A 26,129-nucleotide genomic window follows, 5' to 3' on the forward strand; every position below is an offset into this window, starting at 1 on the left:
CATATCGTAGGGAGCAAGCGATGCGAAAGACCATTTTGAAGGCTTTGACATTGCTTGCTTCTTTTGTCGGGGCATCGAGCGGTGCCGTCGCGCTGGCGCAGAGCGGCGCGACGGCGAGCGACCCGGTCGTCGTGACCGCGCGACCCTTGCCGGACCGGCGGCAGACCCTGCGCTGGTTCGGTTCGATCTCTGGCTATCCCTCCGGTGACGAACCGCTGGCCCGCATGACCGAGCCCTTGTGCATCGCCATTTCCGGAATGTCGGCAAAGGTCGCGGTGCCGATCGCGAACCGCATTCTGGAGCATGCCGAGCGGCTGGGGATCAGACTGGGCGGCGACAAATGCAGCCCCAATGTCCTCGTCCTGTTCGTCGAAAACGGGGCCCGGCAGGTCGCCTGGCTTGCCGATCATCGTCCGAGCGTGTTCGGCACCCTGTCCGCGCATGAGGTGGGCACGCTGGTCCGCGACAAGGGACCGGTCCATGCCTGGAGCCTGACCGCGATCACCAGCCGCGACGGCGATCCGCTGGTCCAGATCGGTGGCGGCCTGCCCACGCTGCGCATTCCGACCGCCAGCCGGATCAGCCTGTCCACCAAAGCCCATATCGCCGCCGCCCTGGTGCTGATCGACAATGGTGCGGCGGACGGAAAGACCGTCAACCAGATCGCCGATTACACGACGATGCGGCTGCTTGCCCAGGTCCGCCCGCGCAAGGGCGAGGGCGTGTCCACCATATTGTCGCTGTTCGATGGCGACGGCGCCGCGCCGGAGGCGATGACGCCGTTCGACTGGGGGTATCTGCGCGGGCTCTATTCGGGTCCTGGCGACCGCCGCCCCATGTTCCAATATGCCGCGATGGCGCGTTTCGTCGAAGAGGAAACGGCCAAAGAAGAGGCCAAGCCGTGAGTACCCCCAACGGACGTCGCGACCTGACGGCGGGGCCGATCGGAAAGACGCTGCTGCTGTTCGCATTGCCCACTCTGGGGTCGAGCGTGCTGCAATCGCTGAACGGCTCGATCAACGCGATCTGGATCGGCCAGTTCCTGGGCGAGCGCGCGCTGGCGGCGACGACCAATGCGAATATCATCATGTTCCTGCTGGTCGCCGCGACCTTCGGCTTCGGCATGGCGGCGACGATCCTGATCGGCCAGAATATGGGGCGGCGGGATGTCGAGGCGGTGCGCCGGGTGCTGGGATCGGCGCTGGGGCTGTTCGTGGTCATCTCGACCCTGACGGTGGTGGTCGGCTGGCTGGCCGCGCCCGCCATTCTGCGGGCGCTGGCGACCCCGGCGGAGGTCTATCCGCTGGCGCTCGCCTATCTACGCGTGATCTTCGTCGCGATGCCGCCGGGGTTCATCGGCGTGCTGCTGACCATGGCGTTGCGCGGGGTGGGCGATTCGATCACGCCGTTGAAGTTCATGGCGCTGGGCTCGGTGCTCGACGTCGTGCTGAACCCCGTCTTCATCCTGGGGCTCGGCCCCGCACCGGCGCTGGGGATCGAGGGGTCGGCGGTGGCGACGCTGATCGCCAATAGCGGATCGCTGCTGGCGATGGTGATCTATCTCTACGCCAAGGATCTGGTCATCCGGTTGCGCGGCGCCGAGTGGCGCTATCTGGTCCCGACGCCGACGCTGCTCAAGACGATCGTGGTCAAGGGCTTTCCGATGGGGCTCCAGATGCTGGTCGTCTCCACCTCCGCGCTGGCGATGATGGGGCTGGTCAACCGGCACGGCACCGCGACCACCGCGGCTTACGGCGCGGCGAACCAGCTTTGGACCTATATCCAGATGCCCGCCATGGCGGTCGGCGCGGCGGTCAGCGCGATGGCGGCGCAGAATATCGGGGCGGGCCAGTGGGACCGGGTCGACCGGATCACGAACGCGGGGCTTCGGATGAACCTGCTGCTGACCGGCGTGCTGGTGCTGGCGGTGACGCTGCTCGACCGGCACGTCCTGTGGCTGTTCCTGGGCAGTGAGCGGGAGGCGATCGGGATCGCGACGCGGATCAACCTGATCGCCGGGTGGAGCTTCATTCTGTTCGGCGTGTCGATGGTGCTGGCGGCGACGGTGCGGGCCAATGGCGCGGTGGTGGGACCGCTCGTCATCCTGGCGATTTCGATGTTCCCGGTCCGCTTCGGCCTCGCCAACCTGCTGGAGCCCAGCCTGGGGGCGGACGCGATCTGGTGGAGCTTTCCGGCAGGCTCGCTCGCCTCGATGGTCATGACGATCGGCTATTATCGCTATGGCGATTGGCGCAAGGGGCGGATGGCCGTGGTCGACAAGCAGGAATGCGAGGAACAGGCGCTGGCGGAAGGGCAGCCGACCAACAAGGCGATGCCGGTCGGATAATCGTCCTTTTTCCTCCCCTGCAAGGGGAGGGGGACCATCCGAAGGATGGTGGAGGAGTATCGCCAGCGGCGTGGACACCCCTCCGTCAGGGCTTCGCCCTGCCATCTCCCCTTGCAGGATTCCTCTGCGAAACGTCTGGCAATGAGGATGGTTGAGTGATTCACTGTGCGGGCAGGAGGGCATGGTGATGGTCGAGCAGCGATTGCTGGTGGAAGCGTTGATGGATCCGCGCTTGGGATCGAATGCGAAGCTGTCGGGGATCGAGCGGCTGATCGACTGGAGCCGGCTGGAGCCGCTGGTGTCGCCGCTGCGGCAGGGTCGGACGGGTCGACCGCCCTATGCGCCGCTGGCGATGGTCAAGGCGCTGTATCTACAGGCGTTGTATGATCTGTCGGACCCCGGGCTGGAGGAGGCGCTGCTCGACCGGCTGTCGTTCCGGCGGTTCTGCGGCTTTGCGCTGGATGGCGGCACGCCGGACGAGACGACGCTGTGCCGGTTTCGCGCGGCGGCGGCGGGGGACGTGCTGGAGCGCTGCTTTGCCGAGATCAACCGGCAGCTGGATGCGCAGGGGCTGGTGCTGCGGCGGGGGACGATCCTTGATGCCTCGGTGGTCAAGGCGACCCGCAAGCCCCCGCGCGGGGACGGGATCGCGCCGGGTGATCCGCACCCCCAGGAGCCGGGTGCCGACTGGACGCGCAAGGACGGCAAGCCGGTGTTCGGCTACCGCTTCCATATCGGCATGGACGAGGGCTCGGGCCTGATCCGCAAGCTGGCCTTCACCTCGGCCAGGGTCCAGGATGTCGAACGGGCCGACGCGCTGGTCTGCGGCGACGAAGGCGCGGTCTATGCCGACCGGGCCTATGAGGGCCAGGCGCGTCGCAAGGCCCTGAAGGCGGCCGGGATCAAGGATCGCATCATGCATCGTCGGCACCGCTACATGCCAAAGCTGCCGCGCTGGCAGGCCCGGCGCAACCACCTCATCGCCAGACGGCGCGCCCCTGTCGAGGCGGTCTTCAGCGCCATGAAGCGCCTCTACGGCAAGGCGCGCACCAGATGCCTGTCGATCGAGCGGAACGCCGCAGACTTCCTCGCCTTTGCCACCATCTACAATCTCAGACGCGCCGCCATCCTTGCCGCTGGCTGAGCCGGGGCGATCCGGCCCCTCCAAACCGGCCAGCCAAAGCTGGCCAAGGCCCGTACCGGATCCCTGCAGCGAAAGCCTCGCCCAGATCCTCTGTCACAAATGAGCCGTTTCGCAGAGGAATCCTGTAAGGGGAGGGTTTTCATTCCGCCGGGGCCATCACCTCGATGATGCCGGGCGCGATCCTCGCGGTGACGGGGGTGCGGGCCAGGACCTCGCCGTCGATCGAGATGGGCAGCGGCGGGATGCTGTTGAGCCGGATTTCGCGTCCCCGGAACTCGCGCACCTTTTCCTTGCGATAGTCGCTGCGCAGGACACTGGCCGCCCAGTTGACGAGCAGGCGGCGCTTCACATGGCCGCACACCGCCTGGACCACGATCTCGCCCGAATCGACCGCCGCCGATTCCACCAGTTCGGTGCCGCCATGATAGGGCCCGTTGGAAATCCGCACCTCGACCACCCGCAGCCGCTCGCGCTTGCCGTCCTGCTCGACGATCAGCGTGAAGGGGCGGAAGCGCAGGAACTGATAGGCCGCCCAGCCCAGATAACCGAGCCGCCCCGCCACGCGCTTCAGGCCGTGCGGCACGGTCTCGGCGATCTTGGGGCTGATCCCCATGGCGGCGCAATTGGCGTAATAGTCATTGTCGATCATGCCCAGGTCGATGCGGCGCGGACGACCGGTGCGGATCACCTCCACTGCCCCCTCGATGTCGAGCGGGATGTTAAGTGACCGCGCGAAGCTGTTCGCGGTGCCGAGCGGCAGGACGCCCAGCATGACCTCATGCCCGACCATCAGGTCGACCAGCCCGCTGATCGTCCCGTCGCCACCGCCCAGGATCAGCAGGTCTGGCTTGGCGGCCAGCAACTCGCGAACCGTCGGCTCCAGATCCTCCGGGTCCTCGATTGCCCGGGCGTCGACGGGGTAGGGGAGGCCGGACATGGCGGCGCAGGCTTGTCGGAACAGCGCCTGTCCGCGCCGCGATTTGGCATTCACCACCATCGCGGCCGATCGTATCTCTCTCACCCTCATATCCTTTCGCACCCGGAACGCTTTATCCAACGCTTGGCAAGCGCGGTACGATCCCCCAAATGCCATAAGCATGACCGCATCCTTTCCCGCGCTTCGCCTTCGTCGTACCCGCGCCTCCGACTGGAGCCGTCGGCTGCATGCCGAGAATGTGCTGACCCCCGCCGATCTGATCTGGCCGCTGTTCGTGACCGAGGGGCAGGGGGTGGAGGAACCCATCGCCAGCCTGCCCGGCGTATCGCGCTGGTCGCTCGACGGGATCGTGGCGCGCGCGCGGGAGGCGGCCGAACTGGGCATTCCGTGCCTGGCGCTGTTCCCCAACACGCCCTCACACCTCCGCACCGATGACGGGCGCGAGGCGCAGAATCCCGACAATCTGATGTGCCGGGCGATCCGGGCGATCAAGGATGCGGTGCCAGAGATCGGAGTGCTGACCGATGTCGCGCTCGATCCCTATACCACGCATGGCCATGACGGGCTGGTCGATGCGGCGGGTTATGTCGTCAACGACAGCACCGCCGCCGCACTGGTCCAGCAGGCGCTGACCCAAGCGCGTGCCGGGTCGGACGTGATCGCGCCGTCCGACATGATGGACGGCCGCATCGGCCTGATCCGTGCCGCGCTGGAGGCGGAGGGTTTCGTCAATGTCCAGATCATGGCCTATGCCGCGAAATACGCCAGCGCCTTTTACGGGCCGTTCCGCGACGCGGTGAACACGCGCGGGCTGCTGAAGGGCGACAAGCGCACCTATCAGATGGACTCCGCCAATGCCGAGGAGGCGCTGCGCGAGGTCGCGCTCGATCTGGCCGAGGGCGCGGACAGCGTCATGGTGAAGCCGGGTCTGCCCTATCTCGACATCATCCGCCGGGTGAAGGACGAGTTCCGCGTGCCGACCTTCGCGTACCAGGTGTCGGGCGAATATGCGATGATCGAGACGGCGGTGGCCGCCGGGGCCGCCGACCGTGACGCCATGGTGCTGGAGACGCTGATGGCGTTCAAGCGGGCGGGATGCGCGGGGGTGCTGACCTATCACGCCGCCCATGCCGCGCGTCTGTTGAACGCCTGAGCCCGGCACGGGAGTGATCGCCCAATCGTCCGGCCTGCCCGCGCGCGCGCTGTTCGTCGCGACGATCCTGACCGGATCGTTCCTGCTGTTCCTCGTCCAGCCGCTGGTCGCGCGGATGGCGCTGCCCCGGCTGGGCGGCGCGCCGGCGGTGTGGAACTCGGCGATGTTCGTCTATCAGGCGCTGCTGCTCGGTGGCTATGCCTATGCCCATGCGCTGGGCCGGTGGCGACCGCGGGTTCAGGCGGGCATCCATCTGGCGTTGTTGGCGGGTGCGGCGCTGTGGCTGCCCATCGGGTTGATGGCGGTCGAACTGCCATCCGATGCGGAGCCCGCCTTGTGGGTGCCGTGGCTGCTGGGCCTGTCCATCGGGCCGCTTTTCTTCGCGGTGTCGGCTCAGGCCCCGCTTATCCAGCGCTGGTTCGCGCTCGCCGAGCCGGGGCGTAACCCTTATGCGCTCTATGCGGCCTCCAATCTGGGCAGCTTTGCCGGGCTGATCGCCTATCCCCTGCTGGTCGAGCCGATGATGACGCTTCACGGGCAGAGCCGGTTGTGGAGCGCCGGCTATGCCCTGCTGGCGGTGATGGTGCTGGCCTGTGCGACGCGGCTGCCCGGTGGGCAGGATCGGGAGAAGGTCGAGACCCCCGCCTCGTCGCCTCCGGGATGGCGGAAGGTGGCGCTGTGGACCGCGCTGTCGGCGGTGCCCTCGGGTCTGGTGCTGGCGACCTCGACCTATATCACCGCCGATATCGTGGCGATGCCGCTGCTCTGGGTGCTGCCGCTGGGGCTGTATCTGTTGAGCTTCATCATCGCCTTCGCGACGCGGCGGGTGGCGGCGGACATGCTGACGCGGATTGCGCCCGTGACCCTGTTGCTGTTCGGCGGGGTCATCATGGGCGGCTATCCGGGGCGGCCCTATTTCAATGTCGTCGTCGCGCTGCTGCTGCTCTTCATGGTGTCGGTGGCGTTGCACACCGCGCTTTACCGGGCGCGACCGGCGGTTGATCGGCTCACCGGCTTTTATCTGTCGATGGCGGTCGGCGGCGCGCTGGGCGGCGTGTTCGCCGGGATATTGGCGCCGGTGCTGTTCGACTGGACCTATGAATATCCGCTGCTGATCCTGGCGGCGGGCGTGCTGATCCCGCAGCAGTTCATGACCATGGGGCTGCGCCATGCATGGCTGCGGCATCGCCGCGTCATGCTCGTCGCGCTGGTCATCGTCATCGGCCTGTTGCTCGGCCTCAGGCTGCTCGGGCAAGCGGCGTGGTTCGGGGAGGAGCGGCAGGGGCCGATCTTCCTCGCGATCGCGCTGCTCGCCTTCCTGACGATCGGCGCGCGGACGGGCTTTGCCCTGTTGCTGGCAGCGGCACTGATCCTGTTCGGCGGCTATCGTGCCCTGTCGCTGTCGATGGAGCGCGACGCCCGGATGCGCAGCTATTTCGGCGTCTATACCGTGCGCGACGAGGTCGGTCGCCGCGAACTGGACCATGGGTCGACCGTCCATGGCATCCAGCTACGCGGATCGGAGGCGCGCGAGCGGACGCCGACCACCTATTATGCCCCCGATTCCGGTGTGGGTCGGGCCATGCGCGCCTCGCCCGCCATCTTCGGACCCTCGGCACGGATCGGCGTGGTCGGGCTGGGGACCGGAACGCTCGCCTGCTATGCCAGGCCGGGGCAGAGCTGGCGCTTCTACGAGATCGATCCGGTCATCGTCCGCATCGCGCGTGACACCGGCCAGTTCAGCTATCTGCGGCGCTGCCTGCCCGATCCGGTCATCCGCATCGGCGATGCCCGCATCCGCCTGGCCGCCGAGGCGAGCGACAGCTTCGACCTCCTCGCGCTGGACGCCTTCTCCTCCGACGCCGTGCCCGCGCATCTGTTGACCCGCGAGGCCTTCGCCACCTATGGGCGGGTGTTGTCGCGGCGCGGGCTATTGCTGGTCCATATCTCCAATCGTTTCGTCGATCTGGAGCCGCTGGTGGCCGCCGCCGCGCGCGATGGCGGCTGGGCGGTCGGCAAGCTGACCTATATCCCCTCGGACCTGGACGAGCAGGAGTCGGCCACCTACCTCGGTCTGGCTCGCCCTGTCGCGCGATTCGGGCGTGCTCCGCGCGCTGGAGGAGAGGGGGGGCGACTGGAAAGCCGCGACCGCTCCGCCAGGCCTTGCGCCCTGGACCGACGATTATTCCAGCGTCCTGCCCTTCATCCGGCAGTTCTGAGCGGATCAGCCGCTCGGCAGGCTGGCGGACAGCGCCGCGATCTGCTTGGCCTGACGCTCGGCCGCGCCCGCCACCCGCTCGCGCAGTGCGGTGAGCGGGGGATAGTCCGGCTCCAGCGCGGCCGCACGCGCGATGGCGCGGTCGTCGATCTCGGTCAGCAAGCCCGAAGTCCGCGCCCGGATTTCGTCCAGCGCCGCCAGATCGGTCTGCGCGGCCAGCCAGGCATCGCTGCCCACGCTCTGCCCGCGTGCCTTGGCCGCGCCGGTACGGGCTTGGTCATAGGCCTTGGCGAATTCCCCCTCCACGGCGGTCAGGCGATCGGCGATCCCGGCGATCTGCGTATCGAGCTCGGGATCGGGGCGCAGCGTGACCGGCTTGGTCACCGGCTCGGCAAAGCCCTGCTTCTCGACCGGGCGGACCGCGAGCGAAGGATAGGGCGTCGTGTCGCGGTCGCGCGCGCATCCGGCCAGCATCGTGGCGGACAACAGGCCGACCAGCGCGATCATCGGGCCGGAGCGGATTGTGGAGAGGGACGGATGGATCATCACAACCATCCTAGACGGAAGACAGGGCTTGGGAAAATGCCGCACGGACGCTTTGCGGGCGTGTTCCGAAAAAATGTGGATAACCGGGTCGAGGGGCTTGCCATGATCCCGAACCGCTTCTAAGAGCCCACCTCCACAGCGCGCCCGTAGCTCAGCTGGATAGAGCATCAGACTACGAATCTGAGGGTCGGACGTTCGAATCGTTCCGGGCGCGCCAGTGGATCATATCCGGTCTTATCAGACCCTTGCGCGCCCGTAGCTCAGCTGGATAGAGCATCAGACTACGAATCTGAGGGTCGGACGTTCGAATCGTTCCGGGCGCGCCATTTCTTTCCCGTCATCGACATATCGGCTTCCCGGCCCCGGCTTTCGCCGAGGCCTTTCGCGATCAGCGCCAGCCGAGCGCGGGTGCGATGTGGCGCAGGATGTTCTCGATCACATGCGCGTTATAGTCCACGCCGAGCTGGTTGGGCACGGTCAGGAGCAGCGTGTCGGCCTCCGCGATCGCCTCGTCCGCGCGAAGTTGCTCGATCAGGCGCTCGGGCTCGGCGGCATAGGAGCGGCCGAAGACGGCGCGCATATTGCCGATGACGCCGACCTGATCCTGGCTGTCGTCCCGGCCGAAATAGGCGCGGTCCTGATCCGTGGTCAGCGCGAAGATCGAGCGGGAGACGGACACGCGTGGCGTCCGCTGATGCCCCGCCTCGGCCCAGGCCTCGCGATAGGCGCGGATCTGCTTGGCCTGCTGCACATGGAAGGGCTCGCCGCTCTCATCGGCCTTCAACGTGGAGCTTTGCAGGTTCATCCCCTGCTTGGCCGCCCAGATCGCGGTCGCGTTGGAGGCGGAGCCCCACCAGATACGATCGCGCAACCCCTCCGAATGCGGCTCCAGACGAAGCAGCCCGGGCGGGTTGGGGAACATGGGGCGCGGATTGGGCTTGGCGAAACCCTGCCCTTTCAGAAGGTGCAGGAACACCTCGGCATGGCGGCGGCCCAGATCGGCGTCGGTCTCGCCCTGGGCTGGGCCATAGCCGAAATGCCGCCAGCCATCGATCACCTGCTCGGGCGAACCCCGGCTGATCCCCAATTGCAGGCGACCGCCGCTGATAAGGTCCGCCGACCCGGCATCCTCGACCATGTAGAAGGGGTTCTCGTAGCGCATGTCGATCACGCCGGTGCCGATCTCGATCCGCTTCGTGCGCGCGCCCACGGCGGCGAGGAGCGGGAAGGGCGAGGCCAGTTGCTGCGCGAAGTGGTGCACACGGTAATAGGCGCCGTCCGCCCCCAGTTCCTCCGCCGCGACCGCGAGGTCGATCGACTGGAGCAGCACATCCTGCGCCGAGCGCGTCGCGGACTGGGGGGAGGGCGACCAATGGCCGAAGGACAGGAAACCGATCTTTTTCATGGGACGAAGATAGGTCACGCGCGGTCGCGATGCACCCCGGGGCATGGCGCGCCGAGCGAAACGCTTGCTTTCCGAAAGCGCGATTGGATTTGGGGTATTACCTTCTGTTCCCCTCTCTCCTCTACGAGGGGCGAGGGAAGTAGGAGTGTCGCTTGAACGTCGATGATGTCCGGGAATGTCAGCGGTTGCGCCAGTCCTTGGCGATGGCGGCCTTTTCTCCCTCCGCATCCAGCGGCATGTCGGCCATCATGTCCTGCGCCGCCGCCATCAGTTCGGCGTCGGACGATCCCGCCTGGGCATAGCCGCCCGCTTTGGGCGTGGTGCCCGGCATGGTCCGGCGGAGCGCCCAACCCTTGGGATCGCGACAGGCGATGCCGTCGGCGGCGGCGGACTGGAAGACGCGGCAGAAGTCGTTGTCCGTCGCGCGGAAGCTGACCGCGATCCGCACCGCGCCGTCACCCCCGCTCGCCTGTCGATCGAGTGCGCTGGCCAGCGATCCGGCGGCGTAGAGTCCATGGTCGGTTGCGGAAATCGGTCCCCGATCCACCTGCCGCCCCAGCAGCACCCCGACGACCAGACAGGCCGCCATCGCCGCCGCCGACTGCCACAACGGCAGCGACAGGCGCGAGCGTTGGCGTAGCGGCGGCTGCATCGGAACGACATTGCCGGTCAGTATCGCGGCCAGGCGATCGGGCACGGGTTCGTCGGCGACGGGGGCATAGGCGCTGGCGAGCCTGGCCTTCAGGCGCCGATGGCGTTCGACCTCGTCGGCTAGCGCGGGGTTCTCGGTGATGGCGCGCTCGACCCGTTTGGCGTTCAGGGGATCGAGCGCCCCATCGGCATAGGCCATCAGCATTTCCGGTTCGATCGTCATGCCGCTTCTCCCAGTCGCGCCATCAGCGCCTGTCGTCCCCGCACCAGCCGCGAGGTCAGCGTGCCCATGGGAATGTCGAGGATCTCGGCGGCTTCCTTATAGGCGAGCCCTTCGACCAGGACGAGCGCCACCGCCTCGCGCTGTTCGTCGGGCAGGGTGCGCATCGCGGCGTCGACCTCGTTCAGCGCGACGCGCGCCTCGGCATTGCCGGTCGCGCCGACGGACAGCCCGGCATCCTCGCCGACGAAGGTTTGCGCCGCGCGCGAGCGGGAACGGGCGGTGTCGATCCAGGCGTTGCGCATGATCCGGTACATCCAGCTATCCAATCTCGTCCCCGCCTGCCACGATCCTTGCGCGAGCAGAGCCTTTTCGACCGTCACCTGGCAAAGATCGTCCGCATCCGCCGCATCATGGGTGAGCGATCGGGCGAACCGCCGCAATCGCGGCAGCAGCGCCAACAACTCCTTCTCGAATGCAGCCAAGCGCGGTTCCTTCAATTCAGGGATGAAACGGACGACCCGGATCGTTTAATCCCTGTTCGTCTGATCCATGTCAGGATTATTTTTCAACGGGAGGGCGGCGGTGGGCAAGCGGGCATTTCGGTTTCTGGGCGTGATGGCCGCCATGACCGGCTGTGCGCTGGGCGTCGGTGGGGCCCATGCACAACTCGGCGGGACGCTGCCGAGCCTGCCGTCGCTGCCGGGCGGGCTTCCTCCGAACATCGGGCCGATGGTCGATGGCGTGGTCGATCCGCTGCGGCGCGGCGTCGACCGGGTGGCGAGCACGACCGCGGCCAGGCTCGATGACCTGCGCCGCGCCGCCTATGCGCAACTGGTGCGCGATCATCCCGATGCGATCGCGCTAGACCCGAACGGCTTCCCGGCGCGTGCGGGCGAGGTGGTGGTGGATGCCCCCAGCGAGGCGTTGCTCACCGCCGTCGCGGCACAGGGTTTCAGCGTGATCGAGCGGGATGATGTGCTGGGCGTGTCCTTCGTCCGGTTGCGCGTGCCGAACGGCCTTCCGCTCAGAAAGGCGCTGGCGTTGATCGACAGGCTGGGTGGAGAGGTCAGTGCGGATCAACTCCATTTGCCGAGCGCGGCGAGCGTGGCGACGATCGCCGGGGGCGCGTCGCCGGAGGGGCAGGGCATCATGGTCGGCGTGATCGACGGCGGGGTCGAGGGGGCGGCGGTGATCCGCGGTTTCGCGACCGGGGCTCCCAAGCCTGACGATCATGGCACCGCCGTCGCCTCGCTCATCAGCGGCAGGGGCGGTGTCCGGGGATCGCTGCCCGGTGCGCGGATCGCGTCGGCGGATGTCTATGGCACCGACCCGGCGGGCGGCAATGCGACCGCGATCGCCAAGGCGCTGGGCTGGCTGGTCGAGCAGCGCGTGTCCGTCGCGACGATCAGCCTGGTCGGCCCCTCCAACCCGCTGCTCGCGCGGGTGGTCGCGGCGGCGCAGGCGCGGGGGCTGATCATCGTCGCGGCGGTCGGCAATAACGGCCCCGCCTCGCCGCCGGCCTATCCGGCGTCCTATCCCGGCGTGGTGGCGGTGAGCGGCGTCGATGCGCGCAACCGCCCGCTGATCGAGGCGGGCCGCGCCTCGCATATCGATTATGTCGCGCCTGCCGCCGACATGCTGGCGATCGGGCTGGGCGGTCGGCGGATGAAGGTGCGCGGCACCTCCTTTGCCGCGCCGCTGGTCGCGGGGCGCATCGCCGCCGCCTATCCGGCGCTGAAACCCGGCCAGGCCCGTTCCGTACTCGCGCGGGTGGATGGGGAGGCGAAGGACTTGGGGGCGAAGGGCCATGATAAAAGCCATGGCCGTGGAATGCTTTGCGGGGAATGCCGCACCCCCGTGCAATAATTTTCACGAAATCCGGGATTAAACCCGCGAGCCGCCTCGTTGTCGTTCCAGAAGTTAAGGAGAACGATGATGAAGAATTTTCTTTCTGGTAGCGCGATCCTTGCCGTTGCTCTGGTGGCGGCGCCCGCTTCGGCGCAGTTGCTTGGTGGTGCTGGCGGCCTGGGTGGCCAGCTCGGCGGTGTGACCGGGGGCCTGACTGGCTCGGCCACGGGTTCGCTGAGCGGTATGGCGGATCGGGGCCGGGTCGCGACGGACACGGCGACCCGGACGCGCGGGTCGACGCGGGCGGATCGCAATGTCGATCTGCGTCGCGGCCGGGTGGCGGCGTCGGGCGATGCCTCGGGCGGCTCGACGCTGGATAACGCGACGCGGATCGGACAGGCCTCGGGCGGTGGCAACGGCTCGGCCTCGGGTTCGCTGGGTGGCGGCGTCGATGCGCAACTGGTCGGAACCGACGCGGTGCGGGATACGACGGGTCGTGGGGTGAACACCGTCGGCAACGTCGCCGGGCAGGTCCGGGATACCGCCGGGGCGGTCGGCAACCGGGCGCGTGGTGCGGTGTCCAACCTGGCCGACGGGGCGGCGAATAGCGGTGCTGCTGCGGCGGGGTCCGCGACGGGCTCGGGATCGGGCGCGCTGTCGGCGGCGGGCGGTAGCCTGTCGGGTGCGGGCAATCTGGCGCTGGCCGGTAGCGGTGCGGCCCAGGGCGGGGCCTTCCCGGTCAATCCGGGCATGGCCGTCACCGACGCCCGTGGCCGTGCGCTCGGCGCGGTCCAGTCGGTCCGCACCAATGCCCAGGGCGCGGTCGAGCGGGTTCTGGTGAAGGTCGGCAACCGCGTCGCCGATCTGCCCGCCGCCAATTTCTCCGGCTCGGGCAATGTCCTGGTCTCGGCCATGGGGCAGGGCGATGTGAAGAGCGCCGCGCAGTAATCCTGGCCGATCCGAAAGGTACGCCCGACCTCCCTCGCGAGGTCGGGCGCATCGTCATGTCCGGCTCAGGCGGACATGCCTTGCGCGGCGGGCAGTTCGACGATGTCGGAGGATTCGGCCCACAGGTTGATGCCGCCATCCTGTGCCGCCCGGTCGATCGCCGCCAGCTCCTCGTCGGTGAAATCCAGACGGGCCACGGCGTCGAGCGAATCGTCCAACTGCGCGACCGTCCGTGCGCCGATCAGCGCGGAGGTCACGCGCGGATCGCGCAACACCCAGGCGATCGCCATCTGCGCCAGCGTCTGCCCCCGCGCCTGTGCGATATCGTTCAGGCGGCGGATGGCGGACACATTCTCTTCGCTCAGCAGCGACTGCGACAGCGAACCGCCCCGGCTGGCCCGCGCATCCTGCGGCACGCCGTTCAGGTACTTGCCAGTCAACATGCCCTGCGCCAGCGGCGAAAAGGCGATGCAGCCGGTGCCGAGTTCGCCCAGCGTGTCGAGCAGATCGCGCTCGATCCAGCGGTTGAGGATCGAATAGCTGGGCTGGTGGATGAACAGCGGCACCTTCTCCTCCGCCAGGATCGCCGCCGCGCGCCGGGTCAGCCCCGCATCATAGGAGGAAATGCCGACATAAAGCGCCTTGCCCTGCCGATGCAGTTGCGCCAGCGCCCCCATCGTCTCCTCAAGTGGCGTCTCCGGATCGACCCGGTGCGAGTAGAAGATATCGACATAGTCGACGCCCATCCGTTTCAGGCTCTGTTCGCAGCTGGCGATGAGGTACTTCTTCGACGAGCCGATATCGCCATAGGGCCCCGGCCACATATCCCAACCCGCCTTGGTCGACAGGATCAGTTCGTCACGATGCGCGGCGAAGTCGGTCGCCAGTACCCGCCCGAAATTCTCCTCCGCAGAGCCATAGGGCGGACCGTAATTGTTCGCGAGATCGAAATGGGTGACGCCGCGATCGAAGGCGCGCCGAAGAATGGCGCGGCCCGTCTCAAACACATCGGTGCCGCCGAAATTCTGCCATAGCCCCAGGCTGATCGCGGGCAGCTTCAGGCCGCTGCGCCCGCTCCGGCGATAGGGCATCCGACCGTCGTAACGGGCCGGATCGGCGACATAGGGGGTGGGGAAGGGCATGGGACGGTTCCTCTCGTATCGGCGCGGCTCTTATGACGTCTGACGATAGCGGCCAACTGCCTGGGTCAAGATGGCGGTCAGGCGAGCAGATCGGCCAGCCGTGCCAGCCGCTCGGACGGATCGTCGAGGCGTTCCTTCAGCAGATAGCGGCCGTTCTTCTCCTCAAGCCCGTCGATCCCGTTCAAATCTGCATCCTCACCCTGCGGCGTCAGGGCGACGGCGGCGGGCCCCGCGTCGATCCGCGCGATCCCCAGCATCCGCATCCGCTCACGCAATCGGGCGAGCGCGATCAGCAGGGCGGCCTCTTCGGGCAGTTCGCCGAAACGATCCTCCAGTTCCGCCTCGAAATCGTCGAGTTCGGCATCGTCGCGCAGCCGCCCCAGCCGCGCATAGAGCGAGATGCGCAGATCCTCATCGGGTATCCATTCGGCGGGCAGGCGACCCTCGACGCCGACGCACAGTTCGGGCGTCCAGCGCTCGACCGTCTCGCCGCGCGCGGTGCGTAGCGCGTCTTCCAGCAATTGCTGGTAGAGCTCGACGCCGATCAGCCGCATATGCCCCGCCTGCGTATCGCCGAGCAGATCGCCCGCGCCGCGCATGTCCAAGTCGCGCGCGCTGATCGCGAAGCCCGCGCCCAGCCGGTCGAACGCCTCCAGGGTGCGCAACCGCTTCAGCGTGCGCGGCGCGATGGCGTCGTCGGTTTCGGTGAACAGCAGCACCTGGCCGCGCCGGTGCCCACGCCCGACCCGCCCGCGCAACTGGTGAAGCTGCGACAGGCCGAAACGATCGGCATGGACGATCGCCATCGTGTTGGCACGCGGCACGTCGAGCCCCGCCTCGATGATATTGGTCGCCAGCAGGACATCGCCATCGCCGCGCCCGAAGCGGACCATCACATCGTCGATCTCGGCGGCGGGCAGCTTGCCATGGGCTCGCAGCACCTCCAGTTCGGGGACGATCTTGGCCAGCTTCTCGGCCAGCGGGGCCATGTCCGCGATGCGGGGCACCACGACGAAGCTCTGCCCGCCGCGCGACCGCTCCCGCAACAGCGCGGCCCGCAACGTCTCCGGCGAGAAGGCGGAAACGGCGGTGCGGATCGGTTGCCGCCGGGCGGGCGGGGTCGCGATGATCGACAATTGGCGCAGGCCCACCAGCGCGGATTGCAGCGTGCGCGGGATCGGCGTCGCCGACAGGGTCAGGACATGACCCGCCGACAGCGCCTGGAGCCCCGCCTTGTCACTCGCGCCGAAGCGCTGCTCCTCGTCGACGATGACCAGCGCCAAATCCTTATAGGTCATGCCCTTGGCCGCGACCGCGCCGGTGCCGATCACGATCCGAATACTGCCATCGGCCAGCCCGGCCTTGACCCGGCGCTTTTCGGCGGCGGTGGACAGGCGCGACAGGCCCGCGACGGCGATGCCGCTGTCGGCGAAGCGCGCGGCGAAGCTGTCGAGATGCTGGCGGGCGAGCACGGTGGTCGGGGCGGCCAGCGCCACCTGCCGCCCGGCGAGCGCGGCGATGGCGGCGGCGCGCAGCGCGACCTCGGTCTTGCCGAAGCCGACATCGCCGACGACCAGCCGGTCCATGGGGCGCCCGGAGGACAGGTCGGCGCGCACCGCCTCGATCGCGGTCAACTGGTCGGGGGTCTCGCTGAACGGAAAACCGGCGGCGAAGCGCTCATAATCGGCGACCGGGGGATCGAGCACGGGGGCATGCTGCTCGGCGCGTTCGGCGGCCATTTCGGTCAGGCGGCGTGCGGTCTCGGCGATCGCCTCGTCGATGCCACGGCGGCGCTCGTGCCAGCTCTTGCCGTCGAGCGTGTCGGCGCGGACCGCATCGTCCTCGCCGCCATAGCGCCACAGCCGATCCGCCTCGGCCACCGGGACCAGCCGCGTCGCCGATTTGGCGTAGACCAGCTTGATGGCGTCCCCCGTCACCCCGTCCTGCATATCGATCGGCTCGATCCCCGCGACGGTGGCGATGCCGTGATCTTCATGGATGACCATGTCGCCGACCCGGATTTCGGCGGTCTGGATCAGCGACAGGTCGACGCGGTGGGCCTTGCCGTCCTCGCGGTCCGCGCGACTGCCCAGCAGATCGGCGGCGGTGACGGCCAGAATGTCCTTGCGGACGAAGCCCCGCTCGGCGGGGGCGACCAGCGTCAGCAGCGCGCCGGGCTCGGCCTTGCGGACCGCGCGCCAGCTATCGACCCGGACGGACGGCGTGCGCAGGACATTGTCGACCCGCCGCCCGAGAAAGCGCAGGTCGCGCTCGCTGCCGATCAGGACGACGCGGCACCCTTCGTCACGCGCGGCCCGCGCGGTCTTGGCGAAGTCCCGCAAGGGCGCGCGGCGTTCCACGAAGCGGGGAGGGAGGTCACCGATCCGGCCAAGGCTCGCGGTCTTGCGATCGGCGAGCAGGATCGACCAATGCTTGTCCGCGATCATGTCGCGCGCGGCGCGTCGGGAGCCACGCTTGGCGACATCGGCGCTCAGCAGCAGCAGGCGTCGGCGGCGTTCGTCGGCGGCGGGCTCGACGATGATTTCGGCGCCGGGCAGATGCTCGATCAGGCTGGTCGGGTCGGACGCCAGCGGCGGCTCGGCGACACGGCCCAGTTCGCGGCGATCCAACTCGCCGGTGCTCCGCTGGTCGGCGGGATCGTAGGACCGGATCGCCGCGATCCGCCCCCCGGCCACCTCGATCCGCAGCGGCTGTTCGGCGTCGGCGGGAAACACGTCCAGCACCTGTCCGCGAAGCGCCACCTCGCCGGGCTCGTCCACCCGCTCGTCGGCGATATAGCCCAGGTCGAGCAGCATGTCGTGAAGTCGGCTCAGGTCGCAGGGCTCGCCCTGGGCGACGCAGGGCGGCTCGGCATCGAAGGTCGAAGGCGAGGACAGGGCACGCGCCAATGCCTCGCCCGAAGTGACCAGTGCGATCCGACCTCGCTTCTTCGCCGCCGATGCGGCGCGCAGGGCGTGGAGCGCCGACACGCGCTGCCCGACATTGGCGGGCGAGGCGGGGGCGTCGTCGCCGGGCAGTGCATCCGATCCGGGGCAGAACAGGATCGTCGCGTCGGGCGCGATCGCGGTCAGGATGCGGGTGACGGCCATCGCGCGCGTCTCGTCCGTCACCGCCAGGATGATATCGGCCCGTTCCAGCCGCTCCGCCGCGCCCGCCGCCAGTTCGGCGACGCCCAGCAGCGGATGGGGCCCTTCGCCGGACGGGGGCATGGTGGCGATTTCGGCTTCGGACAAGGAACGCACGGCGGGGGCTCTCCCAGGACTGATTGCGATGGCGAACGGGCGGGAGGTGCGCGTCGTTCCGCTCGGGATCAAAGACTTATCGGCGGAACCCTAAGCCGCTTCGTCACTTCATCGGCACGGCATTGATCTGCATCGATGACATGGCTGACCGCCCGCCGAGGGAGAATGACGATGGATCTGGGTATCGAGGGCCGCATCGCACTGATCAGCGGATCGGATTCGGGCATGGGCAAGGAAACCGCGCGGCTGTTGCTGGAGGCCGGAGTGCGGGTCGCGCTGACCGACAAGCCGGGCGGCACCATGGATGAGGCGGTCGCGGAACTGGCCCCGCTGGGCGAGGTGATCGCCGTGACCGGCGACGTCACCAGGCCGGGGGAGGTGAAGGCGCTGTGGCAGGAGGTTCGCGAAAGGCTGGGCGAGCCGGACATCTACATCAACGCGGCGGGCGTGACCGGCGCGCAGGGCGATTTCCTGGAGGTGGGCGATGACGGCTGGCTGGAGACGCTGGACATCAACCTGATGGGGGCGGTGCGCATGTGTCGCGAGGCGATCCCGGCGATGCGGCGCAAGGGCTGGGGCCGGGTCGTCCTGTTCGCATCCGAGGATGCGGTGCAGCCCTATGTCGAGGAACTCCCCTATTGCGCGTCCAAGGCCGCGATCCTCAGCTTGGCCAAGGGATTGTCCAAGGCCTATGGCGGCGACAATGTGCTGGTGAACACCGTGTCGCCCGCCTTCATCGCGACGCCGATGACCGATGCGATGATGGAGAAGCGTGCCGAGGAAAAGGGCTTGAGCTTCGACGAGGCGATCGAGACGTTTCTGGAGGAGGAGCGCCCCGGCATGGTGTTGAAGCGGCGCGGCAGGGCCGAAGAGGTCGCCGCCGCCGTCGCCTTTTTGGTGTCCGAACGGGCCAGCTTCATCAACGGCGCGGGGCTCCGCGTCGACTCCGGTTCGGTCTTCACCATCGCCGGATGATTTCCCCGGCTGATCTGGCCCCCGTTTCACCGGACGGGTTCAAGCGGTTGCAGAAACCAGTGCGCGATGCTCGCGCGGCGAACGCATTTTGAGCCCTGAATGGGGGTGGTTGTCGTTGTAGTCCTCGATCCATCCGGCAAGCGATGTCAACGCGGTGAGTGCGTCCGGCAGCGGCGAGACGCGGACGTAATCCCGTTTGAGGGTATGGACGAAGGCCTCCGAGATGCCGTTGGACTGCGGGCTGCGGACGGGGGTGAAGCAGGGTTTGAGGCCCAGCTGCCGGGCAAAGGTCCGTGTTTCGCAGGCGGTATAGGCCGAACCGTTGTCCGACAGCATCTCGACCGGTGTCGTCGCGCGCATGGTGCCGAAGCGGGTTTCCACGGCTTCCAGCATGATGTCGCGCACGTCCGAGCCGCTGATGCCGGCATTGGCAACCGCGCGCCACGAGATGATCTCGCGGTCATGGGCGTCGATGATGAAGGCACCGCGCACGACCTCACCGTTCCAGCAGGTGAACTCGAAGCCGTCGGAGCACCAGCGCAGGTTCGAGCGGATCGTCACTACGACGCCGTCATGCCCATAGTCGGCTCGCTCGGCGTAGCGCCGCGCCAGCAGCAGGCGGTCCGCCGCCATGATGCGGTAGACGCGCTTGTGGTTGACCGGCGCAAGTCCTTCGGCGCGCCGCTGCCGATTGAGGACCGCCGCGATGCGGCGGTAGCCGTATGTTGGCCGTTGCGCGGCGATCTGGCGAATGCAGGGCAGCAGATCCGTGTCGTCGGCCTTGGCGTACGGCCCGCGCGTCCTGGTGGTTCCCGTCAGGCGGTCGTACACCGTCGAACGCCCGACCCCGAGCGTGCTGGCGACCAGGCTCACCGGATAGTCTCCGGCAGCGGCGAGTGCATGAGCAAGCTCGCTTTTTTTGGGCGCGAGCGCTCCAGCGCCTCCTTCAGTATCTCGACCTCCAGCGTCTTGCGCCCGAGCTGGCGCTCCAGTTCGCGGATGCGGGTTTCCATCTCGCGGACCTGCCGGTTGCTGGTCACGTCGTCGTCGCCGGCAACTGCAACGCTCCCGCCTTCCAGCATCAGCCGCCGCCAACGGTACAGCAGGTTCGGCGCCACGCCGTTGCGGCGCGCCACCACCGATATGCTCTCCCGACCATCGAGCGTCTCCTCGACGATCCTCAGCTTCTCGGGCGTGCTCCAGTGACGGCGACGACCGCCGTCGGTGATGATCTCGGACACGGACATAAGCCTATGCTCAGGGGATAGCCCCAAGCCTCCTTCCTAGGCTCAAATCCGTCCGGTCGAAATGGGGGCCAGTTCACCGGCCCGTCGGCATGGTCTTTCCCGTTGGGGATGACTAGGCTGACGGGCAAGATATTCGGGGAGAGTGGCGATGCGGCGATGGGCTTGGGCGATGCTGGCGGGTGTGTCCCTGCTGGCGATGGGCGGTGCGACCGGGCAGGAGACGCAGACCGCGACGCTGGGGGCGACCAACACGAATTACGACGGAGCCATGGCGGCGCCGAAGACCGCCCCGACCTTCGGCGACGAGTTCAACCGCGCGATCGATCCCGGCCGCTGGCGTTGGGACGTGTCAGCGAACAAGCGCGGCTGGCCCAATCACGAACTGCAATATTATGTCGGGCCGAAGCGGAGCAACGCGCGGATCGAGAAGGGCGCACTGGTGATCGAGGCGCGACGCGAAGCCGCCCGCGACGAGCCGGATTGGGGCGGGCAGGATTATACATCGGCCAAGCTGGTGACGCAGAAGACGCTCGGTTTCGGCTTTTACGAGGTTCGCGCAAAGCTGCCCTGTGGCCGTGGCATGTGGCCCGCCATCTGGCTTCTCCCCATGGACGGCGCGCGCTGGCCCGATGGCGGCGAGATCGATATCATGGAGATGGTCGGGTGGAACCCCGATGTCATCCATGCGACCGTCCACTCCGCCGTCTATAACCACGTCAGGAAGACGCAGCGGGGCAGCCAGACCGACGTGCCCGGCGCGTGCACGGACTTTCACCGCTATCAACTCGACTGGACGCCCGATATGATCACCATCGGGGTCGATGGCCGCGCCTATATGCGGGTAAAGAACGACAAGCCCGGCGGCGCGGCGGCCTGGCCGTTCACGCGGCCCTATTCGCTGATCCTGAACCTGGCGGTCGGGGGCGACTGGGGCGGGCAGAAGGGCGTCGACGATGCCGCCCTGCCGCAGCGGATGGATGTGGATTATGTGCGCTACTGGAAGCGATAACCGGGTGTTCGTCGCCCCGCTTACAGCAGAGTCCCCGACAAGATCGCTAGCGCAATGCTGAAATAGATCACCAGCCCGGTCACATCGACCAGCGTCGCGACGAACGGAGCCGAGGCGCTGGCCGGATCGAAGCCCAGCCGTTGCAGGACGAAGGGCAGCATCGATCCCGCCAACGAGCCGAAGGTGACGATCCCGACCAGCCCCGTCCCGACCGTCGTCGCCACCAGCACCCAATGCGGTCCGTAATCATAGAAGCCCAGCGTCTGCCACAGCGCAATCCGTGCGATGCCGAGCAGTCCCAGTATCGCCCCCAGCGTCATCCCCGCCGGAAGCTCGCGCAGCGCCACTCGCCACCAGTCGCGCAGGCGTACCTGCCCCAGCGCCAGCGCACGGATAATCAGCGAGGTCGCCTGGCTGCCGCTATTGCCGCCCGAGCTCATGATGAGCGGGATGAACAGGGTCAGCACGACCGCCCGCTCCAGTTCGGATTCGAAATGCTGCATCGCGCTGGCGGTCAGCATTTCGGAGAAGAACAGGATGCTCAACCACCCGGCGCGCTTGCGGATCATCGCGAGGAAGCCGGTTTCCAGATAGGGATTGTCCAGCGCCTCGACGCCGCCGAACTTCTGCGTGTCCTCGGTATGGGCGGCGACCAGCGCGTCGAGCACGTCGTCCACCGTGACGATGCCGATCGGGCGGCCCTGTTCGTCGACCACGGGCAGGGCGAGCAGGTCGTGGCGGCGGATCAGATGCGCCACCTCCTCGCGGTCCGTGACCGGTGCGACGGTGATCGGGTCATGCCCGCGCGCGAGATCGATCGCGGGCGAGTCCGGCTCGGCGGCGATCAACTGGCGCAGCGAGACGGTCGCGACCAGCCGCCCCTGCGGCTCCAGCAGGAAGACCGAATAGACGGTCTCGCGGCTGCGTTCGACGGTGCGGATATGGGCCAGCACCTCGGCGACGGTCGCGTCGGCGGGGGAGGCGACATATTCGGTCGTCATCATGCCGCCCGCGCTGTCCGGCGGCCAGCGGAGCAGCGTGTCGATCGACGCGAGGATGGTGGCGGGAAGGTCGGCGCGGATCGGCGCGGCGACCTCTTCCTCCATCGCCGCCAGCACGTCGGCGGCACGGTCCTCCGCCATTTGCGACACCAGGGCGGCGGCGCGCGCCGCGGGCAGCAGGGCCAGGATATCGGCGGCGCAGCGCAATTCCGGGCTGTCGAGCACGGCGACGGCACGCGCGTCGGGCATCTGGGTCAGGGCGTCGGCCGCTTCCGCCACGGGCAGCGACTGGAGCGTATCGACGAGATCGGCGATGGACAGGCCACGCCGAGAGGAGCGGAAACCGGCGGCGACGCCGGCGATCAGATCGTTGACCATTCAAAACCTTTCGTCCGCACGACACGGGCGGACGAAAGCCAGTTTCGCGAAACTAGCGGACGACCCCGGGGCGTGCGGCGCTACTGGAACTGTCGCTGGACATGTTCTCGCTTTCTGGAACGACGCGGGGGCTCCCGCGCCTGTCGGGCGCTCTGATCCTCTGCGGCCCGATCGTCAACACCGGCAGGCCACCTGACGAATTTTTCATCGGGGCACCAAGGTTTCGGGGTGAGGGCTCCGTCTGAACGGGCAAAGCGCACAAAGGGGACCTTATTCGTGCATCGCCTGCTCTTCGCCTCGACCGCCACGCTCGCCCTGGTGGCGGGGACGGCCGCTTCGGCCCAGACCGTCATCGATACCAAGCGGACCACCCCGGTCCGCACCGCGACCGTCAATAACGGCGGTGCGGGCGATGTCAGCATCGCCGCGGCGGGCAGCGTCGTGACCACCGGCGGTACCGCGGTGACGATCGACAGCAACAACAAGCTCGCCAATGCGGGCACCATCCAGATCACCGACGCCAACGACTCGATCGGCATCGGCGCGGCGGCGGGCGTGACCGGCGAGATCGCGAACAGCGGCAAGATCGTCATCGACGAAAGCTATACGCCCGTCGATATCGACAAGGACGGCGACCTGGACGGCCCCTTCGCACAAGGCGCGCGGCGGACCGGCATCCGCACCGCCGGGGCCTTTACCGGCGCGATCAGCAACAGCGGCGAGATCACCGTCGAGGGCAACGACTCGGCGGGCATCTATCTGACCGGGCCGCTGACCGGGAACCTCGCCCAGTCGGGCAAGATCAACGTGCTGGGCGATCGCTCAGTGGGTGTGCGGACCGGCGCGGTGTCGGGCAATGTCACGCTGGGCGGCACCATCGTCGCGGTCGGCCAGGGCGCGGTCGGCGCGCGGATCGACGGCGATATCGGCGGTGCGCTGACCATCGAGGGCGGGATCGGCTCGACCGGCTATCGCTACACCACGCCACCCAGCGATGTGTCGAAGCTGGACCCGGACGATCTGTTGCAGGGCGGATCGGCGCTGGTCGTGGGCGGCAATGTCGCGGGCGGCATCACCCTGGGCAACGCCACCGGCAAGACGGCGGACATCATCTCCAACGGCGCGGCCCCCGCCATGCTGGTCGGCGCGGCGGACCGGGCGATCGTCATCGGCGCGACCGGCGGCAGCACGCCCGCACCCGGCCTGGTCGTCAATGGCCGGATTACGGGCAACGGCGTCTATAGCGGCGTGCGCGCCAATGCGCTGACCATCGGCGGGCAGGGCGGCAATGTCCAGATCGCGCAGGGCGTCGCGGTCGGCGGTACGGTGCAGGCGACCGCCAATGGCGCGGAGGCGACGGCCATCCGCTTCGGTGCCGGAGCCTCGACGCCGGAATTGCGCGTCGGCGGCTCGGTGACCGCGACCGGCGGCGGCACGGCCTCGGCGGTGACGACCGCCGTGCTGATCGACAGCGGCGCTTCGGTGCCGACGATCCGCAACTCCGGCGCGATCCGCGCGACGGCGGCGGGCGCCAGTGCGACCGCAATCCTCGACCGGACCGGCGGCCTGACGCTGGTCGAGAATGCGGGCGCGATCGCGGGGGCCGGGGCGGACAGCTCGCGCAGCACCGCCATCGATCTGTCGGCGAACACCATCGGCGCGATCGTCCGCCAGATCGCCCCCGCCAGCGGAGCCGCCGCCCCCACCATCACCGGTGCGATCCGCTTCGGCAGCGGCGACGACCGGCTTCAGATCGGCGCGGGTTCGGTGAAGGGCGACGTCCGTTTCGGCACCGGCAACAACCGGCTGGAGATGAGCGGGACGGGCACCTATGCGGGCAGCGCGACCTTCGGCACCGGGGCGGACACGCTGACCATCGCCGATACCGCGCGCTTCGACGGCGTGGCCGACTTTTCCGGGCTGGGCCAGGATGTGGTGGCGATCACGGGGAAGGGCGTCTTCGCCGGACGGCTGACCAACGCCTCCCATGTCGCGGTCACGGTCGCCAGCGGCGGCGGCACCTTCGCCGCGAACGGGGCGACCAACATCGCCTCGCTGACCATGGGCGACCAGTCGATCCTCAGCGTCGCGCTCGACAAGGCGAACCCGACCGGCAACCTGATCCAGGTCGGCGGGGCGACCACCATCGGCGCGAACAGCCAGCTGGCGCTGCGCGTGTCGGGCGGGACCGATGTGACGGGCCGCTATGTCGTGCTGCGCTCGGGCACCTTGACCGGTGCGGGCAATCTGACGCTGGCACCCTCGGCCATGCCCTTCCTCTACAAGGGCGCGATCGTCGCCGCCCAGCCCAACGAGATCGCGGTGGAGGTCAGCCGCAAGGCCAAGACCGAACTGGGCCTCAGCAACGCGGGCGTCAGCGCCTTCGACGCGATCGACGCCGCGATCGGGACCGACGCCAGGCTGTCCGACGCCATCCGGGGCATTTACGACGGCGCGGCCTTCCGTGGCGCGGTTGAGCAGATGCTGCCCAATTATGCGGGCGGTGTGTTCGAGGGGGTGACGCTCGCCTCCCGCGCCGCCGCCGCGCAGCTTCGCGAGCCTGCGGGCGAGTTCAGCGAAGAGGGCAAATGGGGCTATTGGCTCACCCCGCTCGGCTGGGATGCGTCCAAGGGTACGCGATCGACCCGCAGCTATGACGTGCGCGGCTGGGGTATCAGCGGCGGCATCGAGCACAAGACCGATGCGGGCAATTTCGGGGCCTCGCTCTCCTATATGAGCGGTCGCGACAATGAAGGCTCGGCGATCAACCGCGTGAACCACAGCCAATATGAACTGGCCGGTTTCTGGCGTGCGCGTTGGGGAGCATTGGCGGCGCAGGCGCGTGGTTCGGCGGCCTTCCTGTCCTTCGATTCGCAGCGCCAGTTCGACGGCGTGGTCGGGACCGAGGCGGTGCAGCGCCGCGCGACCGCCGACTGGAAGGGGATGCTCTATTCCGGCTCGGGCTCGGTCTCGTGGGAGCATTGGGTCGGCCAGTTCAACGTGCGCCCGATCCTGGCGGTCGATTATTACCGGCTGAACGAGGACGGCTATCGCGAGAGCGGCGGCGGCACCGGATACGACCTGACCGTGCGCAAGCGGACCAGCGACGAACTGGCGCTGACCGCCAGCGTGGCGGCGGGCATCAATTTCGGCGGCGACAACCGCTACGCCCAGTGGAGCCGCCTGGAGATCGAGGGCGGTCGGCGCGAGCGGGTCGCCGGGGCGCTGGGCCGCACGGTCGCCAGCTTCGGCGACGGCACGCCCTTCATCCTCGATCCCGAGGCGCGCGGCGGCGGCTGGGTCGGCCGGGTCCGCGCGATCACCGGCACCAGCGAGATCCGGCTGAGCGGCGAGGTCAACGCCGAACAACGCCTTGGCAACGTCGCGCTGTCCGCGCGCGCTGCCCTTCAGTTCGCCTTCTAGGCGAGTTCGTCCGCGTGCATCCCCCCTGTAGCGTGCGCGGGCGTTCGGAGCCCCACCTTGCGTCCCGGTGGGGCTCCTTTCCATGGGCGGAAGCTTCGTCTAAACGGCGGGACTTCCGCCCATCTTGTCCGGTTCAGACCATGACGCCCACCGGGATCGAGGCCGTCTTCCTCGCCAATCGCGACAAGCTCGTGCGCTTCCTGACGGCGCGCGGCGCGGGCGATGCGGCGGAGGATCTGGTCCAGGACCTGTGGCTGAAACTGTCGGGGCG

Annotated in this window: 18 protein-coding genes, 2 tRNA genes and 1 pseudogene; 12 read left to right on the forward strand and 9 right to left on the reverse strand. The window is 68.3% G+C overall.

Annotated elements, in window-relative coordinates:
* The first annotated feature begins 20 nt into the window (after window positions 1-20).
* The 3 genes from QE379_RS09825 to QE379_RS09835 all read left to right on the forward strand — a co-directional run bounded on the left by QE379_RS09825 (window position 21) and on the right by QE379_RS09835 (window position 3,491).
* A complete protein-coding gene (locus QE379_RS09825) occupies window positions 21-905 on the forward strand; it encodes a hypothetical protein (RefSeq protein WP_306999997.1) in 885 nt (294 codons plus the stop codon).
* Window positions 902-2,347: an MATE family efflux transporter gene (locus QE379_RS09830; RefSeq protein ID WP_306999999.1), complete on the forward strand. Its 1,446-nt coding sequence runs from the start codon at window positions 902-904 to the stop codon at window positions 2,345-2,347. Before QE379_RS09825 ends, QE379_RS09830 begins: the two co-directional genes overlap by 4 nt.
* Before the next feature lie 151 nt (window positions 2,348-2,498).
* Entirely contained in the window at window positions 2,499-3,491 is a 993-nt protein-coding gene (locus QE379_RS09835; RefSeq protein WP_307000002.1) for an IS5 family transposase, read from the forward strand.
* A gap of 139 nt (window positions 3,492-3,630) precedes the next feature.
* On the opposite strand, the gene QE379_RS09840 is transcribed toward QE379_RS09835, so the two are convergent.
* Entirely contained in the window at window positions 3,631-4,488 is an 858-nt protein-coding gene (locus QE379_RS09840) for a diacylglycerol kinase family protein (protein WP_373461858.1), read from the reverse strand.
* Window positions 4,489-4,588: 100 nt separating this feature from the next.
* On the opposite strand from QE379_RS09840, the gene hemB reads away from it, so the two are divergent.
* Both hemB and QE379_RS09850 read left to right on the forward strand, forming a co-directional pair.
* On the forward strand, window positions 4,589-5,581 hold the full coding sequence (hemB, locus tag QE379_RS09845; protein WP_307000006.1) for a porphobilinogen synthase: 993 nt from the start codon (window positions 4,589-4,591) through the stop codon (window positions 5,579-5,581).
* Between the two features lie 13 nt (window positions 5,582-5,594).
* A pseudogene (locus tag QE379_RS09850) lies at window positions 5,595-7,800 on the forward strand (spermidine synthase).
* Window positions 7,801-7,805: 5 nt separating this feature from the next.
* Here the strand turns inward: QE379_RS09850 and QE379_RS09855 are convergent.
* Window positions 7,806-8,345, reverse strand: coding sequence for a hypothetical protein (locus QE379_RS09855; RefSeq protein WP_307000007.1), 540 nt, complete (start codon window positions 8,343-8,345; stop codon window positions 7,806-7,808).
* A gap of 140 nt (window positions 8,346-8,485) precedes the next feature.
* On the opposite strand from QE379_RS09855, the gene QE379_RS09860 reads away from it, so the two are divergent.
* Both QE379_RS09860 and QE379_RS09865 read left to right on the forward strand, forming a co-directional pair.
* A tRNA-Arg gene (locus QE379_RS09860) sits at window positions 8,486-8,562 on the forward strand.
* A 32-nt stretch (window positions 8,563-8,594) separates the two neighbouring features.
* Window positions 8,595-8,671, forward strand: a tRNA-Arg gene (locus QE379_RS09865).
* A gap of 62 nt (window positions 8,672-8,733) precedes the next feature.
* Here QE379_RS09865 and QE379_RS09870 read toward each other — a convergent pair.
* The 3 genes from QE379_RS09870 to QE379_RS09880 form a co-directional block, all read right to left on the reverse strand.
* Window positions 8,734-9,750 carry an LLM class flavin-dependent oxidoreductase gene (locus QE379_RS09870; protein ID WP_307000009.1) on the reverse strand — a complete coding sequence of 339 codons (1,017 nt, stop codon included), beginning with the start codon at window positions 9,748-9,750 and terminating at the stop codon, window positions 8,734-8,736.
* Window positions 9,751-9,928: 178 nt separating this feature from the next.
* Entirely contained in the window at window positions 9,929-10,624 is a 696-nt protein-coding gene (locus tag QE379_RS09875; RefSeq protein ID WP_307000012.1) for an anti-sigma factor, read from the reverse strand.
* Window positions 10,621-11,106, reverse strand: coding sequence for an RNA polymerase sigma factor (locus tag QE379_RS09880; RefSeq protein WP_267432505.1), 486 nt, complete (start codon window positions 11,104-11,106; stop codon window positions 10,621-10,623). Before QE379_RS09880 ends, QE379_RS09875 begins: the two co-directional genes overlap by 4 nt.
* A gap of 100 nt (window positions 11,107-11,206) precedes the next feature.
* Here QE379_RS09880 and QE379_RS09885 point away from each other — a divergent pair, with 100 nt between their 5' ends.
* Both QE379_RS09885 and QE379_RS09890 read left to right on the forward strand, forming a co-directional pair.
* Window positions 11,207-12,490: a S8 family serine peptidase gene (locus tag QE379_RS09885; RefSeq protein ID WP_307000015.1), complete on the forward strand. Its 1,284-nt coding sequence runs from the start codon at window positions 11,207-11,209 to the stop codon at window positions 12,488-12,490.
* 66 nt (window positions 12,491-12,556) lie between these two features.
* Window positions 12,557-13,420 (forward strand): hypothetical protein, encoded by an 864-nt coding sequence (locus QE379_RS09890; protein ID WP_307000018.1) that lies wholly within the window; start codon window positions 12,557-12,559, stop codon window positions 13,418-13,420.
* Between the two features lie 65 nt (window positions 13,421-13,485).
* Here the strand turns inward: QE379_RS09890 and mgrA are convergent, their stop codons facing one another.
* The gene (gene mgrA / locus QE379_RS09895) at window positions 13,486-14,562 is read right to left on the reverse strand and encodes an L-glyceraldehyde 3-phosphate reductase (protein WP_307000020.1); all 1,077 of its coding nucleotides are present in this window, start codon (window positions 14,560-14,562) and stop codon (window positions 13,486-13,488) included.
* A gap of 77 nt (window positions 14,563-14,639) precedes the next feature.
* Window positions 14,640-17,825, reverse strand: coding sequence for a helicase-related protein (locus QE379_RS09900; RefSeq protein WP_307000022.1), 3,186 nt, complete (start codon window positions 17,823-17,825; stop codon window positions 14,640-14,642).
* Window positions 17,826-17,996: 171 nt separating this feature from the next.
* On the opposite strand from QE379_RS09900, the gene QE379_RS09905 reads away from it, so the two are divergent.
* On the forward strand, window positions 17,997-18,800 hold the full coding sequence (locus tag QE379_RS09905) for an SDR family NAD(P)-dependent oxidoreductase (protein ID WP_307003162.1): 804 nt from the start codon (window positions 17,997-17,999) through the stop codon (window positions 18,798-18,800).
* 39 nt (window positions 18,801-18,839) lie between these two features.
* Here QE379_RS09905 and QE379_RS09910 read toward each other — a convergent pair.
* A protein-coding gene (locus QE379_RS09910) for an IS3 family transposase (RefSeq protein WP_307000024.1) occupies window positions 18,840-20,047 on the reverse strand; the annotation gives its coding sequence in 2 pieces (ribosomal slippage) (window positions 18,840-19,723 and window positions 19,723-20,047; 1,209 coding nt in all).
* 148 nt (window positions 20,048-20,195) lie between these two features.
* On the opposite strand from QE379_RS09910, the gene QE379_RS09915 reads away from it, so the two are divergent.
* Window positions 20,196-21,056: a glycoside hydrolase family 16 protein gene (locus QE379_RS09915; protein WP_307000026.1), complete on the forward strand. Its 861-nt coding sequence runs from the start codon at window positions 20,196-20,198 to the stop codon at window positions 21,054-21,056.
* Between the two features lie 20 nt (window positions 21,057-21,076).
* On the opposite strand, the gene mgtE is transcribed toward QE379_RS09915, so the two are convergent.
* Window positions 21,077-22,435 (reverse strand): magnesium transporter, encoded by a 1,359-nt coding sequence (gene mgtE / locus QE379_RS09920; RefSeq protein ID WP_307000030.1) that lies wholly within the window; start codon window positions 22,433-22,435, stop codon window positions 21,077-21,079.
* Window positions 22,436-22,711: 276 nt separating this feature from the next.
* Between mgtE and QE379_RS09925 the strand changes: the two genes are divergently transcribed.
* A complete protein-coding gene (locus QE379_RS09925) occupies window positions 22,712-25,858 on the forward strand; it encodes an autotransporter outer membrane beta-barrel domain-containing protein (protein WP_307000031.1) in 3,147 nt (1,048 codons plus the stop codon).
* The last annotated feature ends 271 nt before the right edge of the window (window positions 25,859-26,129 follow it).

The organism is Sphingomonas sp. SORGH_AS_0879 (assembly GCF_030819175.1).
Classification (GTDB): Bacteria; Pseudomonadota; Alphaproteobacteria; order Sphingomonadales; family Sphingomonadaceae; genus Sphingomonas.